This is a genomic window from Sphingomonas populi (assembly GCF_004208535.1).
Taxonomy (GTDB): Bacteria; Pseudomonadota; Alphaproteobacteria; order Sphingomonadales; family Sphingomonadaceae; genus Sphingomonas; species Sphingomonas populi.
On sequence record NZ_SGIS01000061.1, the window covers coordinates 1 to 15,889 of the forward strand.

The 15,889-nt window shown below is 64.2% G+C and carries 13 protein-coding genes and 1 pseudogene; all 14 read left to right on the forward strand.

The annotated features are described in order from the left end of the window. Positions 1 to 513: 513 nt before the first annotated feature. Positions 514 to 2,874, forward strand: coding sequence for a TonB-dependent receptor (locus EWE75_RS22225; RefSeq protein WP_231708510.1), 2,361 nt, complete (start codon positions 514 to 516; stop codon positions 2,872 to 2,874). A 209-nt stretch (positions 2,875 to 3,083) separates the two neighbouring features. Next, positions 3,084 to 3,437: pseudogene (locus EWE75_RS25745) on the forward strand (family 1 glycosylhydrolase); the annotation flags it as partial. Between the two features lie 462 nt (positions 3,438 to 3,899). Beyond that, on the forward strand, positions 3,900 to 4,193 hold the full coding sequence (locus EWE75_RS25750; RefSeq protein ID WP_486669384.1) for a family 1 glycosylhydrolase: 294 nt from the start codon (positions 3,900 to 3,902) through the stop codon (positions 4,191 to 4,193). Positions 4,194 to 4,328: 135 nt separating this feature from the next. After that, positions 4,329 to 5,357, forward strand: coding sequence for a sugar phosphate isomerase/epimerase family protein (locus EWE75_RS22235; RefSeq protein ID WP_231708511.1), 1,029 nt, complete (start codon positions 4,329 to 4,331; stop codon positions 5,355 to 5,357). Then, complete coding sequence (locus EWE75_RS22240; RefSeq protein ID WP_130160268.1) at positions 5,357 to 5,743, forward strand: C-glycoside deglycosidase beta subunit domain-containing protein; 387 nt, start codon at positions 5,357 to 5,359, stop codon at positions 5,741 to 5,743. The genes EWE75_RS22235 and EWE75_RS22240 overlap by 1 nt, the downstream gene beginning before the upstream one ends. A 20-nt stretch (positions 5,744 to 5,763) precedes the next feature. After that, positions 5,764 to 7,668: a glycoside hydrolase family 3 protein gene (locus tag EWE75_RS22245; RefSeq protein WP_231708512.1), complete on the forward strand. Its 1,905-nt coding sequence runs from the start codon at positions 5,764 to 5,766 to the stop codon at positions 7,666 to 7,668. Positions 7,669 to 7,670: 2 nt separating this feature from the next. Continuing rightward, positions 7,671 to 8,807, forward strand: a complete 1,137-nt coding sequence (locus tag EWE75_RS22250) for a Gfo/Idh/MocA family protein (RefSeq protein WP_427915812.1) — start codon at positions 7,671 to 7,673, stop codon at positions 8,805 to 8,807. Continuing rightward, a complete protein-coding gene (locus EWE75_RS22255; RefSeq protein WP_130160270.1) occupies positions 8,804 to 9,859 on the forward strand; it encodes a sugar phosphate isomerase/epimerase family protein in 1,056 nt (351 codons plus the stop codon). The genes EWE75_RS22250 and EWE75_RS22255 overlap by 4 nt, the downstream gene beginning before the upstream one ends. Continuing rightward, entirely contained in the window at positions 9,859 to 11,058 is a 1,200-nt protein-coding gene (locus EWE75_RS22260; protein ID WP_130160271.1) for an MFS transporter, read from the forward strand. The genes EWE75_RS22255 and EWE75_RS22260 overlap by 1 nt, the downstream gene beginning before the upstream one ends. After that, on the forward strand, positions 11,055 to 12,698 hold the full coding sequence (locus EWE75_RS22265) for a GMC family oxidoreductase (protein WP_130160272.1): 1,644 nt from the start codon (positions 11,055 to 11,057) through the stop codon (positions 12,696 to 12,698). The genes EWE75_RS22260 and EWE75_RS22265 overlap by 4 nt, the downstream gene beginning before the upstream one ends. A gap of 41 nt (positions 12,699 to 12,739) precedes the next feature. Beyond that, positions 12,740 to 13,645, forward strand: coding sequence for a LysR family transcriptional regulator (locus EWE75_RS22270; RefSeq protein ID WP_130160273.1), 906 nt, complete (start codon positions 12,740 to 12,742; stop codon positions 13,643 to 13,645). Positions 13,646 to 13,744: 99 nt separating this feature from the next. After that, positions 13,745 to 14,863: an FAD-dependent oxidoreductase gene (locus EWE75_RS22275; protein ID WP_130160274.1), complete on the forward strand. Its 1,119-nt coding sequence runs from the start codon at positions 13,745 to 13,747 to the stop codon at positions 14,861 to 14,863. Positions 14,864 to 14,927: 64 nt separating this feature from the next. Next, positions 14,928 to 15,308, forward strand: a complete 381-nt coding sequence (locus tag EWE75_RS22280) for a family 43 glycosylhydrolase (RefSeq protein ID WP_231708514.1) — start codon at positions 14,928 to 14,930, stop codon at positions 15,306 to 15,308. Between the two features lie 258 nt (positions 15,309 to 15,566). Continuing rightward, positions 15,567 to 15,889: helix-turn-helix domain-containing protein (locus EWE75_RS26365; RefSeq protein WP_165388493.1), on the forward strand; the 323-nt coding region annotated here is incomplete at its 3' end.

Consider the following 15,889-nt stretch of genomic DNA (forward strand, 5'->3'; position numbering starts at 1 on the left):
GCTTGCGTAGATCAACCGACAGCGCCCTGGGCATGTATCAACCTCCTTGCTCGAAGGCCGTACTGAATCAGATCGCAACCGATTTGGGAATCGCCCACGATTCAATCAGATCGATTTATGCTCTAGGTAACCACTAACGTATTTACATAAACGATAGGGTCTCATCCAAACAATAAACTTCTTATATCTAATCCGAGGGTTAAGGTCCCTTCATACAGCGCGCGAAAAGAGCCGATGGAGGGGACGTTGGGCAGGACATGCAGCTTTGCTACATTCGAGAGGCTCGTGAAGCATCACGGCCCTGCAGATCACAGCGGATCTTTTCACAAGGTATCTCCGGTGGTTCCCGACAAGCGTCATGGCATGGCCGCAGCTTCATATAACGTAAGATCCTTTCAGCCCTGTCCATTCTTAGCTGCGGCCACCGCCGTTCTGCGGTGGCGCTAAGCGTCATGTGGGACGGCACCCAAACCATCCGAACCAATCAAACAGCCATTCGCGTTAGGAGAATTGATGAAGCACGCGCTCTTGTTGTCGACGGCGGCGGCGATGACGATGCTGTCAGCGGCCCCCGCGCTGGCCCAAGCCTCGACAACTGCCACAATACAGGATGCGCCAGCCGCGGGTGAGGGCACGGCCGTCGCCGATATCGTGGTGACCGCGCAACGTCGTTCGGAACGCCTTCAGGACGTGCCGGTAAGCGTTCAGGCGGTTTCGGCGAACGAACTTCGCGCGGCCGGTGTCAACGATCAGCGCCAGCTCTCGATCATCGCGCCGAGCTTACAGGTCCAGCAGGACAATAATTACGCAATCCGTGGCATCGGCACGCAGACTTTCGCCAACACGATCGAGTCCAGCGTCGCGACCGCGATCGACGAGGTCACGCTCGGCTCGATCGTGCTCAACGGAAACCCTTTCCTCGACGTCGGGCAAGTCGAGGTGCTGAACGGACCGCAAGGCTTGCTGTTCGGCAAGAACGCCTCGGCGGGCCTCGTCAACATCACCACGACGCGGCCCGAATTGCGGCATTACGGCGCCACCTTCGACATGGAGGCGGTGACGCGCGACCGGCCGGGATCGAATGGCAATGGTGTGCTGTCGCGGACGACACTCAACATTCCGGTCGGTGAGAATTCCGCGCTGCGCGTAAGCGGCATCTACCGCTATGACGATGCGCTCGTTCAGAATATCCGCCAGAACGCTTATGGCCGGTTCGAGCCGAACTACCAGCAATATGGCGGCCGCGCTAAGTATCTATATGAACCGAGTGACGCGCTCTCGATTTATCTGATCGGCGAGTATTTCGAACAGCATGGTGTGGGGACGATCTTTGATGGCAGTTATCGTTCCGCGGCAGCCGGCGGCGTCAATGCCGGCCCGCTTGCTGCGGCGGGGATAACGCCAAGCCCCGAGAATCTCGTGCTGGCGAGCGATGCTCCGGCCTGGCGCGATCTGATAACCGGTGGCGCGCAGGCGAACGTCTCGTATCAGTTCGGCAACGGCTGGACGCTAAGCGACGTGTTCGCATGGAAGACATACTCGCTCAACCAGCAGATCGACGCTGATGATCTCCAGTTCAACGGCGCGAACATCAACAGCCAGCGCGCGCACTATGATCAGTATAGTAACGAACTGCGGCTCGCCTTGCCGGCCGGCAACCGGCTGACCGGGCAGGTTGGTTTCTATTATTTCCGTTCGGCGCTCGATCAGCATAGCCAGGTTTCTGGTAACAATCTGTTCCCGTCGTTCCTGCTCCCGAGCTTCCCGTTCTGCGTCGGCGCCACTGTGTCGCAGCCATCGCCTCCAGGATGCTCGGTCAGCAACAGCAACTTCCTCGGCAACGACAAGGATTACCGGCTCAACAACGAAAGCTATGCCGGGTTCGGCCAGTTTACGTGGGAAGTGGTCGATCGCCTCAAGCTGATCGCCGGCGCGCGGGTCACTCGTGACCGCGTTTCGATCGATCTTGCGCAGAACCGTGGCGCGTATTTCGTGGTGCTCGGTGTTCCCAATGCCACCTTCAACCAGAGCTATGCTGCGACGACGGTAAGCTTCCGGGGCGGCGCGCAATATAGCTTCAACCGCGACATCATGGTCTATGCGACCTATGGCCGCGGCTGGAAGGGGCCAGGCATGAACGATACCGGCGCATCTTTGGCTGCCATGCTCCGCGTGATGCCCGAACGCGCCGACACGATCGAAGCTGGCATCAAATCGACCTTTTTCGACCGGATGCTGACGCTAAACGCGTCGGTGTTCCGCACCACGTTCAAGAATTTGCAGGCGCAGACGCTCGACACCAATTTGCGCGCCTTTGTGATCGGCAATGCCGGGCAGGCGACCAGCCAGGGCGTGGAAGTCAATGCGATCCTGCGGCCGGTCCGGCATTTCTCGATTAACGCAAATCTAGCATTCGTCGATGCGACCTATGACAGCTTCATCGGCGCACAATGCTATACTGGCCAGACGACGCCGAGTTGCGCAGTGAACGGCACGTTCGATGCTTCGGGCAACCGGCTGTCCTTCGCGCCGAAGTTCACCTCGACGGTCGGCGCATCGTATGAAGTGCCGTTGTCCGACAAGGCATCGCTGGTGCTCGACGGCAGCTATTATCATCGCAGCCGGGTCGAATCGCTCGTCAATGCCGCGCCGGGGTCGGCGATCGATGCGATCGACATCCTCAACGCGAGCCTGGGCTTCAAGCTCGGACAGGTGTCGGCGGCGGTGTTCTGCAAGAATTGCACGAACAAAGTCTATGCGCTGACGACGGGCATCGAATCGGGCGATAGCAACGCCGGCTTCCTAAGCTACACGCAGCGTATCGGCCTCGATTCCGTGCGGTCTGCGGGCGTGCGGTTTGGCTTCTCCTTCTAATCGCGTGTCGCAGATGATCGGCAGGCGGTGTGTGTTGACAGGATCCGCGGCGGTCGCGGTGGTGGCATCCGCTGCCGGCGCTGCCCGGGTGCCTGCGCGCTTCCCGAAAGGCTTTCTATGGGGCGCGGCGACCGCTGGGCATCAGGTCGAGGGCAATAACGTCAACGCCGATCAGTGGCTGCACGAGACGGTGACCCCCGAAGCTGCCGGTGTCGCCATCGGGCGACGCGTGCAACAGTTTCGAGCTGTGGCGAACCGATCTCGATCTGGTCGCCAGCCTCGGCCTCACCGCCTATCGGTTCTCGATCGAATGGCCTCGCATCGAACCCGAGCCGGGGCAGTTTTCGATCGCGATGCTCGATCATTAAAAGGCGATCATCGCGGCGTGCACGGCGCGCGGCATCGCGCCGGTGGTAACCTTGTGCCATTTCACCACGCCACGCTGGTTCGCGGCGCGGGGCGGGTGGACCGACGATGGCGCACCCGCGCTGTTCGCGCGTTATTGCGACCGGGCGATCCGGCATCTCGGTGACGGCATTCGTTACCTCGCCACCTTCAACGAGCCGAACAACGCGCAACTGCTTCAGGCGGTGCTGCCGCCGCAATTTTGGGCGGCGCTCCGCGCTAGCCTCGCTGCGTGCGCGACGGCGAGCGGCGGCGGCCATTTTACCGTTGGAAACATCGTGTTGCCCGAATATGCGGTGGCGGTGCAGCGCAATCTGCTTGCCGCGCACGACTCGGCAAACAGGCGGTCAAAGCGGCTTTCCCAACACCTGCCCGTCGGCGTGACGCTGGCGGTGGTTGACGATCAGGCGGTGGTAACGGGCAGCGTTCGCGATGCGCGGCGCGAGACTTTCTACGGCCCGTGGCTGCGCGCCGCCGCGCGCGACAATTATGTCGGTGTGCCGAATTACGAGCGCGTCGTATGGGACGCTCACGGCAGGTTGCCGACCCCGCCCGGCGTGCCGACCAATATATCGGGTGCCGAGATCTACCCTGCGTCGCTCGCCAACGCGGTCCGCTATGTGCCCGGGACCGCCAAGGTGCCGGTTCTCGTCACCGATCATGGTGTCGGCACGACCAACGACCGGCTCCGCGCCGCATTGATACCGGCGGCGATCGGGCATCTCAAGGCGGCGGTCGACGACGGTGTGCCGGTGCTGGGCTACATCCACTGGTCGCTGCTCGACAATTACGAATGGGGCGGCAATGACGATGCCAGGTTCGGGTTGTTCGCGGTGGACCGGCAAAGCTTCCGCCGCACCGCCAAGCCTAGCGCCGCCGTGATCGCCCAGATCGTAGCGCGTAATCGCAGTTGAACACCCGATTATCCACGGTTTGGATGATATGGAATCAGAATAAGCGATTTTTGGAATGGCTCTAGACATGCCATTCGAACCTAGCGCCCGCGAATGCGGACGAACGGATGAGGAGAGATCGATGACTGAGGCTTCTTGCTCCAGCGGTGGGCGTCGCTGGTGATGGCGGGCACCGTCAAACGCGGCGTCAGCCTGTATTCGTTTCAGGAAGAGCTGTTCCTGGGCCAGATGACCGTCGAGGATTGCGTCGCCTTCGCCGCCTCGATCGGCGCGAACGGGATCGAAATCCTGCCCGAGCAGAACATAGCCACCTTCCCGAACGTCTCCGATGCTGAGGTCGGTGCGTGGCAGGAGATGGTGGCGCGCCACGGCTGCGAGCTGACCTGCTACGACATGTTCCTCGACACCAAGCTCCGTCGCGATCACGTGATGAGCGACGACGAGCAAGTCGAATCGATCCGTCGCGACCTCGTGTTGTGCAACCGGCTCGGCATCCGCAACATGCGCGTGCTGGTGTTCGTGCGGCCCGATATCCTCGCACGCTGCGTGCCTTACGCCGAGGAACTCGACGTCCATATGGGCGTGGAGGTTCATGCGCCGTGGCATATAGAGCATGCTTGGATTTTGCGCACCGTCGAAGAGGCTGATCGGCTCGGCACCAGGCATCTCGGCCTGCTGCCCGACATGGGCATCTTCATGAAACATTATCCGCCGGTATGGCGTGCGCGGTTCGAACGCGAGGGCGCTTGCCCCGAGATCGCGCAATTCATCGTCGATCAGCACGAGGCCAAAATCATGGCCGAATACACGATCTACGAGGTCGCGGTGAAGCTGAAGGGCAACCCGACCGAGGTGCGCATGGCCGAGACGCTGCGCCATTCGCCTTATTCGAACCCCAAGCGCATCCGTGATTACATTCCGTATTTCCGGCACATTCAGGCGAAATTCTACGAGATGACGCCTGACGCGCGCGATCCGTCGCTGGCGTATGACGAGGTCATCCCGGAGTTGATCGCCGGCGGTTGGGACGGGTATCTGTCAAGCGAATATGAGGGCAACCGCTGGGTGCAGGATGTCGAGGCGGTCGACAGCCGCGAACAGGTAAGGCGCCAGCACGTCATGTTCGAGCGGCTGCTTGGTGAAACCGGTCGGGAGACGGCGTGATGTTCGACAAATATCTCATCAACGCCGCGAGCGTCCACAACACCGGCCCGCAAGACGCTCCCGACGGCTTCGCCTTCACCGCCAAGCTCGGCTATTATCGCGGGCTGGGCCTGTCGATGATCGAGGAACTGACCGTTTCGGTCGGTGGTACGGCGCTCGCGCGCGAGGCGGTGCGGTTCGACGAAGGCAATGGCCCGCTGACGCTCGATCAGATGGAAACCGCGTTTGATCGCCGCTGGGCGTTCGGCACCGAAGCAACGATCCTCGTCGCGCATCCGGGCGGCTTTCCGGCGGGCGAGCATAAACTCGCGCTCCGCCAAAAGCTGCGGGTTTCGTACCTGCCGTTCCCGGCCTTCAACAATGACGAGAAGACCGTCGCACTGTGAAGCGGCGCGGGATCAGGATCGTGGGTGTGGTGTTGGCGGGGCTGCTGTCCAGCGCCGCCGCCACCACGCCGGCGTTCCGCGACCTGAACCACAACGGCCGGCTCGATCCCTACGAAGACCGCCGCCTTGGCGAGGCCGCCCGTGTCGCCGATCTGATGACGCGGATGACGGTTGAGGAAAAGGTCGGCACGTTGCTGCACGGCACCTTGCCGGCGATCGACAATCCGTTCGGCGCGTCCGGCAAGGGCTATGATCTCGCCGCGGTGACGACGCTGGTGCGAACGCGCGCAATCACCAGCATGATCAGCCGGCTGGCGATGCCGCCGGCAGCGTTCGCTGCGCAAAACAACGCCGTGCAGCGGATTGCCGAGGGCACGCGGCTCGGCATCCCCATCACGATCAGCACGGATCCGCGCAACCATTTTGCCGTGGTCGGTGGCGCCAGCGTCGCCGCCTCGGGTTTCACGCAATGGCCCGAGCCGCTGGGTATGGCGGCGCTCGACAATGCGGACCTGGTGCGTCGCTTCGGGCGGATCACCGCGCGCGAATATCGCGCGGTCGGATTGCACATGGCGCTGTCCCCGCAAGCCGATCTCGCCACCGAGCCACGCTGGCCGCGCGGGCTGGCGACGTTCGGTGCCGACCCCGCCCGCGTGTCGCGGCTGGCCGGTGCGTATGTGGAAGGCTTCCAGGGTAGCGTCGCCGGTTTGGCGCGAGACGGCGTCGCCACGATCGTCAAGCATTTTGCCGGCTATGGCGCGGAGCCCGACGGGTTCGATGCGCACAATGCTTATGGCAAGCAGGTCACGCTCACCGACCGCAGCTTCGCCGACCATCTCGCGGCGTTTCAGGGTGCCCTCCGTGCGCACAGTGCCGGAGTCATGCCGACCTATGCGATCGTGCGTGGCGTGACGCTCGCGGGTGTTCCGTTGGAGCCGGTCGGCACGGGGTTCAGTCACCAGATGTTGCACGATCTGCTCCGCGACACCCTAAGGTATGACGGGCTGGTCGTGTCCGACTGGGGTATCGTCAACGATTGCCCGGCGGCCTGTGCCACACCGACCGCAGCCAACCCGCAAACGCCGAGAGCGATCGGAATGCCGTGGGGCGTCGAGACGCTGTCGGTTGAGGGTCGCGTCGTTAAAGCGGTGAATGCCGGTATCGATCAGTTCGGTGGCCTGAACGATCCCGCGCCGCTGCTGGCGGCGGTTCACGCGGGCCGGATCAGCTCCGCCCGGCTGGACGATGCTGTGCGTCAGGTGTTGCTGGTCAAGTTCCGGCTCGGCTTGTTCGACGATCCCTATGTAGATGCCGCCGCCGCCTCGCGTATCGTCGGGGCGCCGGCCTCGGTCGCTGCCGCCGACGCGGCGCAGCGCGCTGCGGTGGTGGTGCTTCAGAACCGGAATGCTGTGTTGCCGCTCGCATCTGCCCGACACAGGATTTGGCTTTACGGGGTCGACCCGGCTGCGGCGCGATCGGCTGGGTTCGACGTGGTGGCCGATCCGGCGGCGGCGGACGTGGCACTGGTGCGCTTCGCCGCGCCTGCCGAGCCGCTCCACCCGTTCAATTTCTTCGGCGCGATGCAACGCGAAGGGCGGCTCGATTTCCGCGATAGCGACGCCGGCTATGACGCGCTGAAGCAGGCCAGCGGGCGTGTGCCGGTCATCGTCGCGATCGATCTCGATCGGCCGGCGATCCTCACCAACGTGCGCGACAAAGCCGATGCCATGCTCGGCCTGTTCGGGACGAGCGATGCGGCGCTGATCGATGTCGTGCGCGGTCGCGCTACACCGCGCGGACGGCTGCCGGTCGAACTGCCGCGATCGTCGGCTGCGGTATCGGCGCAACGCCCCGATCTCGCCAACGACAGTGCCGACCCGCTGTATCCGGTCGGTTGGAGCCTCTCCTTGAAAGCGCGCAAATGACGATGGTGAAGCGACGGGTCCGCATGGGGATGGTCGGCGGTGGGCCGGGGGCTTTGATCGGTCCGATCCACCGCATCGCCGCCGAACTCGATCGCGAGATCGTGCTGGTCGCCGGCGCGTTCTCGAGCGATGCCAAGCGCTCGATCGCCGGCGGCGCGGCCTATGCGATCGAGCCCGAGCGTGCGTATCCATCGCTTGCGGCGATGCTGACGGCCGAGCGGGGACGCGAAGACGGCATCGAGATGGTCGCTATCGCCAGTCCCAACCACCACCACCTCGGCGCCGCACGCGCCGCGCTGGAGGCGGGGGTCGCGGTTATGTGCGACAAACCGCTCACCGCGACGCTCGACGAAGCGCGTGATCTCGAACGCCTGGTGCGCGCTGCCGGGCTGCCGTTCGGCGTGACCTACACCTATTCGGGCTATCCGCTGGTACGCGAGGCACGCGCGCGTGTCGCGGCGGGAGCGCTTGGCGCCATTCGCAAGGTAGTGGTCGAATATCCGCAAGGCTGGCTCGCCGGTAAGGCCGAAGGCAAACAGGCCGCGTGGCGGATCGATCCGGCGATGGCCGGCAGCGGCGGCTGCATCGCCGACATCGGCGTTCATGCGTTCCATCTCGCCGAGTTCGTTGCCGGGCTGAAGGTCACGCGCCTGTTGGCGGATCTTGCCGCTGTCGTGCCGGGCCGGGTGCTCGACGACGATTGCCAATTGCTGCTGCGCTTCGAGAATGGCGCGCGCGGCGTGCTGCTCGCCAGCCAGATCTCGGTCGGTGAGCGCAATGGCTTGCGTCTGCGCGTCTATGGCGAACATGGCGGGCTGGACTGGCAGCAGGAGCAGCCGAACCGGCTGTGGCTGTATCGCGCCGACGGTGGCACCGAACTGATCCAGGCCGGCGACGCGAGCCTCGGCGCCGATGCCGTTGCCGCCAGCCGCACGCCGGGGGGCCATCCCGAAGGCTATCTCGAAGCGTTCGCCAACCTCTACCGAGATTTCGCCGGCCTGGTGCGGGGCGAGAAAGCGCTGCTCCTGCCCGGCATCGAGGCGGGCGTGCGCGGCATGATGCTGATCGATGCGGCGGTGCGGGCAAGCCGCGACGAGGCGGGCTGGATCGATTTCGGACAATCAGGAAGCGGATCATGAAGACGATCAAAGGCCCCGCCATTTTTCTTGCGCAGTTCGCGGGCGAAGCCGCGCCGTTCAACACGCTGGACAGCATCACGACCTGGGCGGCTGGCCTCGGCTACAAGGGCGTGCAGATCCCGAGCTGGGACGCGCGGCTGTTCGATCTCGCCGAGGCAGCCGACAGTCAGGACTATTGCGACGAAGTGCTCGGTCTGCTCGCCGGCAAGGGCCTGACGCTGACCGAGCTATCGACACATCTGCAAGGCCAGCTCGTCGCGGTGCATCCGGCCTATGACGCGCAGTTCGATGGTTTCGCCGCCGAGCATGTTCGCGGCAACCCGGCAGCGCGGCAACAATGGGCGGTCGAGCAGATGCATCTCGCCGCGCGCGCCAGCCGGCGGCTCGGCCTCACCACCCACGCGAGTTTCTCGGGCGCGCTGGCGTGGCCCTATGTCTATCCGTGGCCGCAGCGCCCCGCCGGTCTGGTCGAGGATGCGTTCGACGAACTCGCGCGGCGCTGGAAACCGATCCTCGACGTCTTCGACGAGAACGGCGTCGACATCGGCTATGAAATCCACCCCGGCGAGGATCTGCACGACGGCGTCACGTTCGAGATGTTCCTGGAGCGGGTCGGCAACCATCCCCGCGCCAACATTCTCTACGATCCGTCGCATTTCGTGCTGCAACAGCTCGACTATCTTGCTTTCCTCGACATCTATCACGAGCGCGTGAAGTGCTTCCACGTCAAGGACGCCGAGTTCCGCCCGAACGGGCGCTCGGGCGTGTACGGCGGCTATCAGCGCTGGGTCGATCGGCCCGGCCGCTTCCGCTCGCTTGGCGACGGACAGGTCGATTTCGCGCAGATCTTCTCGAAGATGGCGCAATATGACTTTGCCGGCTGGGCGGTGCTCGAATGGGAATGCGCGCTCAAGCATCCCGAACAGGGCGCGGCCGAGGGCGCGCCGTTCATCGCGAAACATATCATCCGCGTGACCGACCACGCCTTCGACGATTTCGCCGCCGGCGGCAGCGACCGCGCGCTCAACGTGCGCCTGATGGGGCTTTCATAGTGGCACGTGCGGATACGGCGGGGCGCGGTACGACTGCCAAGGGCATCACGCTCATCTATGCGCAAATCCTGCCGGTCATGGCGATCGTGTCGCTGTTCCCTGCGATACCCAAGCTGTTCGCGCAGTTCGGGCATCTTCCCGGCGCGGGATTCCTGATCCCGGCGATCGTGACGATCCCGTCGCTGTGCGCCGCGCTGTTCGCGCCGCTCGCGGGCATCCTCGCCGACCGTTATGGCCGGCGCCGCAGCTTCATCGCCGGGATGGCACTGTACGTCGCCGCCGGTATCGTGCCGCTGTTCGCGAGCGACCTCGTCGTCATCATGGCAAGTCGCGCGGTTCTGGGCATCGCAGACGCGTTCGCGATCACGCTGTCGAGCGCGCTGATCGGCGATTATTTCGGCGAGCGCCGCTACCGCTGGGTGGCATGGGTCGGGGTCGCCACGTCGATCGCGGGCACGGGGCTGATCGCGGTCGGCGGTGCGCTTGCCGACATCAGTTGGCGCGGGCCGTTCGTGATTTACACGGCGGCAATTCCTGGCCTCATCATGGCGTGGCTGTTCATCGACGAACCGCTGAAGAGCGGCGCGGCGCCGGTTCGAGACGCGCCACGCCTTGGTTTCCCGTGGCGCGCGGCGGCGATCATCGGCTCGGTGACGCTCGCGACCTCGGTGCTGTATTATGTCGAGCCGCTCAACATCGCGCGCGTGCTCGACCTGCGCGGGGCGGGTTCGACCACCCGGATCGGCCTGATCCAGGCGGGGACGAGCCTCGCCTATATCGCCGGCGCGTTCGTCTACCGCCGCCTTCACGCGCAACCGATCGGTCGGCTGCTCGGGCTTGCTGCGCTGCTGATCGGGGCAGGGCAGATCGTGATCGGACTCGGCTCGAACTGGTCCGCCGTCGCGGTCGGCGCCACGATCCAGCAACTCGGCGGCGGTATGGTGATCCCTGCGTTGCTCGCATGGGGGCAGGCGATGCTCCCGATCGAGCAGCGCGGGCGTGGCATGGGCATCTGGGCGACCGCATTCTTCAGCGGCACGTTCCTGTGCAGCCCGGCGGTCGATCTTGTCGCGGGCTCGGTCGGCGGACTGATCCCGGCGATGACATTGCTGGGTGCCGTCACTGTGATCTTTGGCCTGCTTGCGCCGTTCATTCTCCCCGGCGGCAGTGCCGCCAACAGGATTGCCACTCAGTCATGACCGATCGCCAGTTCGACTATATCATCGTGGGTGCCGGCTCGTCGGGCTGCGTCCTTGCCGACCGGCTGAGCGTCGATGGCAAGAGCAACGTGCTGCTGATCGAGGCGGGCGGGCGTAACGAAACCGAACTCGTCAACATGCCGCGCGCCTTCATGAAGATGTTCGGCAACCCGACGCATTTCTGGCATTTCCCGATCAAGGAGCAGGTCGGTCGGCCAATCGGCGAAGTGTGGCCTTATGGTCGCGGCCTCGGCGGATCGAGCTCGACCAACGGCACTTGGTATATGCGCGGCGAGCCCGCCGATTATGATGGCTGGGCGGCGGCCGGAAACCCCGAATGGCGCTGGGCCGAGATCGAGCGGTGCTTTGCGGCGATGGAATGCTACCGCGTGCCCGGTGCCGATCCAAGCCGGGGCCGCAAAGGCCCGTTGCAGGTCACGCAACTGCCGTACCGCTCACCCGCGATCGCCGCGAGCGTCGAGGCGGGCGTCGAGATGGGCTTGCCGCGCCTGTCGGACATCAACACGCCGGGCACGACCGGCATCGGCTATACGCAGGCGACGGTCACGCGTCGCGGACGGCGCGCATCGAGCTATCAGGCGTTCCTCAAGCCGGCGATGAAGCGGGCCAATCTGACGGTGATGACCGACACGTTGGTCGAGCGGATCGTGATCGTCGATGGCAGTGCGACGGGTGTGGTGATCCGCAGCGCCGCTGGTGTGCAGACGATCGCCGCCAAGCGCGAAGTGATCTTGTCTTCGGGCGCGCTGCAAAGCCCCAAGCTGCTCCAGATTTCGGGGATCGGCCCCGCCGACGTGCTGGCGGCGGCTGGCGTGCCGGTTCGCCATGTGCTGCCCGCCGTGGGCAGGAACCTTGCCGACCACGCCATGCTGTCGATCTCGTACCGGTTGCATTCGGACCGGGGCGTCAATCATCAATTTTCCGGTTGGCGCATGGCGGCGCATGTCGCGCAATATTATCTGACCCGCACCGGACTGATGGCTTACACCTCGCCTGAAGTGACTGCGTTGCTGTCTTTGCACAGCCACGCCGACTGGCCCGATGTCCAGTTCGGCGTCGGACCCTTTTCGCTGCGATCGAGTGCAGAAATGAAGGCCGACCCCGGTCGTGGCGCGCTGGAAGACAAGCCCGGCATCACCGTCAACGCGATTGCTCTTCGCCCCAAGAGCCGGGGTTCGGTCGCTATCCGGTCGGCCGATATCGCCGATGGTATCGAGGTCGATGCCAATTGGTGGGGCGACCCCGCCGACAAGGCGTTCATGGTTGAGATGGTCCGGCTCGTGCGCCGCTACATGCGCCAACCCGCGCTCGCGCGCTTCGTCGGCGAAGAGGTCGTGCCGGGGCCAAACGTCGAGAGCGATGCGGAAATCGGCGAAGTCCTCGAATGGCTGGTCAGCCCGGGCGTCCACGCGACCGGCACCTGCCGCATGGGCCAGCCGGTGGACAGCGTCGTCGATTCGCGGCTGCGCGTGCATGGCGTGCGCGGGCTTCGTGTCATCGATTGTTCGGTGATGCCGCTTCCCCCTGCCGGCAACACCAACGGACCAGCTATGGTGATCGGCTGGCGTGGCGCCGAACTGATCCTGGAAGATCGCGACCGAGGGCGATGCGCAGGATAGCGGTGCTGGCCCCGCGCCACATCACGCTGTAGCGTCGCGCGATGCGATTTCGTGGTCTCGACCTCAACCTTCTCGGCGCCTTCTACGTGCTCATGCAGGAACGCAGCGTGTCCGGCGCGGCGCGCAAGCTCAACCTGAGCCAGCCGGCGATGAGCGCTGCGCTGGCGCGGCTGCGCGACTTCTTTGGCGATGAGCTTTTGGTCATGCAGGGCAAGCGCATGTTTCCGACCGCATTTGCCGAACGGCTGGTTCCGCAGGTTCAAGCCCTGCTCGGCGGTGTCGAGTCGATGCTGACCAACCGCAGCCATTTCGATCCCGCCACGGCGCAACGCACCTTTCGCCTGATCGCGTCGGATTATGTTATCGCCGCGCTGATCGTGCCGGTGATCGAATATATCTCGCGGGTGGCGCCCGGCATCCGTCTGGAACTGGCGGTGCCATCCGAACGCGGCGAGGCGGAGATCGCGGAAGGGAAGGCGGATCTGCTGATCTCGCCCGATTACTATGTGACCGGGGAACATCCGACCGAATTGCTGTTCGAGGAATCGCATGTTGTGGTCGGCTGGGGCGAGAATCCTTTGTTGCAGGCAGAACTCTCGCTCGAACAGTTTCTCGCCGCCGGCCATGTCGGCGTTCGGATCGGCACGCAGCGGCAGGCGGCGTTCGCGGACCGGCAGATGAGCATCACCAGCCATCGCCGCAACATCGAGGTCGAGACCCATTCATTCCTGACGATCCCGCTGCTGCTGTTAGGCACGCAGCGGCTTGCGTTGATGCAGGAGCGTCTGGCGCGACGGATGTGCATGATTCATCCCCTGCGCTTTCAGCCACTGCCGTTCCCCTTTCCGGCGATGCGCGAGATGATGCAATATCATGCGACCCGCCAGACCGACGAGGGCCTGAACTGGCTCAAGGCGCTGCTGCTGCGCGAGGCCGAGCGCTCATAACAAAAGCGGATCGATACCGATCCAAACAGAACATTTTCCTTATTCCTGCCGATGCCTAAACTCCGTGCCAAGACATAGGTTTACAGGGCGGAGCGGATCTTGGACGGTTCTCACATACTCGTCGTCGGCGGCGGCATCGGCGGCCTAACCGCAGCGATTGCATTGCGCCGCAAGGGCTTCGCGGTCGATCTCATAGAGCGTGATCCGGACTGGAGCGTTTATGGGGTCGGCATCATCCAGCAGTCGAACGTCGTGCGGGCGATGGCGGAGCTTGATCTGCTCGACGAATATATCGCGGCGGGGCAGGGCTTCGACACTGTCGAAATCTACATCCCGACCGGCCAGCGCGTCGCGGTGGTGCCCAGCCCCAAACTGGTCGAGGGCAGGCCCGCCAATATGGGGATCGGGCGGCGTGCCTTGCAGAAGGTATTGGCGGATCGCGTCTGCGGATCGGGCACCGACATCCGCCTCGGCGTGACCGTGACCCAGCTCGACGACGACGGTGCCGGCGTGGATGTCGCCTTCTCGGACGGCAGTACCAAGCGGTATGATGCGGTGATCGCCGCCGACGGCATCTATTCGGAAACGCGCAAAGTGTTGTTCCCCGAGGCTCCGGCGCCCGAATTCACCGGCCAGAGCGTGTGGCGGTACAATCTGCCGCGCCCGGCCGATCAGGACGGATTGTGGGTGTTCAATGGTCCCAACGGGATCGGCCTGGTGCCGATGTCGCCGAAGCTAATGTACATGTTCGTGACGACGCCCGAGCCGGAGAATCCTTGGTATCCCGCAGACAAGCTCGCGAAAACGATGCGGGAGAAACTGGCGGCGGTGCCGGCACCGCAAATCCGCGCGCTCGCCGAACAGATCACCGATGACGCGGGCGTGGTGTATCGTCCGCTCGAAACCTTCTTCCTCGAGGGGCCGTGGCATCGTGGCCGGATCGCGCTGTTCGGCGATGCGGTGCATGCGACCACGCCGCATCTCGGGCAGGGGGCCGGCATGGCGATTGAGGATGCAATCGTGATCGCTGACGAACTGAGCAAAGCGTTGGATCCCACCGCAGCGTTTGCAGCGTACCGCGAGCGCCGGTTCGAGCGGTGCCGCTATATCGTCGATGCCTCGCGCGCGATCTGCGACGGCCAGATCGGCAAGGGACCCCCGGTCGATAACCACGCGGCGACCAAGAGCATGTTCGAGGTCGTCGCTCAGCCGATCTAACGACGATAAGCGCAACGAAACGACGTTCGGGATGGAGAGGCAAGTGGAAACACGACGCGAGACAATGCGACTTGCCGCGATGGGCGCATTGATCGCGCCGGGCCTGAGTGCCGCCGCGTCTGCTACACAATCGCGGGACGATGCCCTGGCGGCGTCGCAGGAACGCTCGGCCAATCAGCCCGTCCCGGTCTGGCCACGTGGCATTGAGGGCCAACGCAAGGCGGACCTTGGCGACGGCCGCTACCTCAACCCGATCCTGTCAGGCGACTATCCAGATCCTTCGGTTCTGAAGGACGACGACGATTACTATATGACGCACTCGTCGTTCGACGCGTCGCCTGGCCTGCTCATCTGGCATTCGCGCGATCTGGTTAACTGGAGGCCGATCGGCCCGGCACTCACCCAGTCGCTCGGCACCGGCTTTGCGGTTGATCGCGAAGCATGACGGGCGCTACTTCATTTACATCCCCTTCATGAAGGCCCGCTGGTCCGAGGGATTATCAACGATGGAAGGCCGAACAGGCAAGCACGCTCAGCGCCGAGGAACGGGCCCGCATTGCGACGTTCGGTATCGACCTGCCTCGGCTGTGGGAGACACTCGTCAACGCCGACCGTAATACCAAGTCTCGATGATCGTGACTCGCAAGGGCTTGCCAGCGGCGGTAAGCTTTGATTCAAGATGGCAAACGGACTGGAGTTTGCCATGCCTATCGCACTTCGCACCGACTTCGACTTTTCTGCGGTAAGGGCTGCGGCGCGCAGATCGAAGGATGGCGGGCAGGCTCGGCGTCTGTTGGCGCTGGCAGCGATCTATGAAGGCTCGAGCCGGACCGAGGCTGCGCGGATCGGCGGTGTCACGTTGCAGATCGTGCGGGACTGGGTGGTGAAGTTCAACGCGACCGGACCCGAGGGATTGATCGACCGGAAGGCGCCGGGCAAGCCGGCACTCCTGAACGCGACGCATCGCGCAGCTTTGGTGGAGGCGATCGAGCGGGGTCCAATCCCCGCCGCGCACGGCGTGGTGCG

Coding starts and splice junctions, on each gene's coding strand:
- EWE75_RS22225 (WP_231708510.1), top strand. CDS start 514: ATGAAGCACGCGCTCTTGTTGTCGACGGCGGCGGCGATGACGATGCTG.
- EWE75_RS22240 (WP_130160268.1), top strand. CDS start 5,357: ATGTTCGACAAATATCTCATCAACGCCGCGAGCGTCCACAACACCGGC.
- EWE75_RS22250 (WP_427915812.1), top strand. CDS start 7,671: ATGGTGAAGCGACGGGTCCGCATGGGGATGGTCGGCGGTGGGCCGGGG.
- EWE75_RS22255 (WP_130160270.1), top strand. CDS start 8,804: ATGAAGACGATCAAAGGCCCCGCCATTTTTCTTGCGCAGTTCGCGGGC.
- EWE75_RS22265 (WP_130160272.1), top strand. CDS start 11,055: ATGACCGATCGCCAGTTCGACTATATCATCGTGGGTGCCGGCTCGTCG.
- EWE75_RS22270 (WP_130160273.1), top strand. CDS start 12,740: ATGCGATTTCGTGGTCTCGACCTCAACCTTCTCGGCGCCTTCTACGTG.
- EWE75_RS22280 (WP_231708514.1), top strand. CDS start 14,928: ATGCGACTTGCCGCGATGGGCGCATTGATCGCGCCGGGCCTGAGTGCC.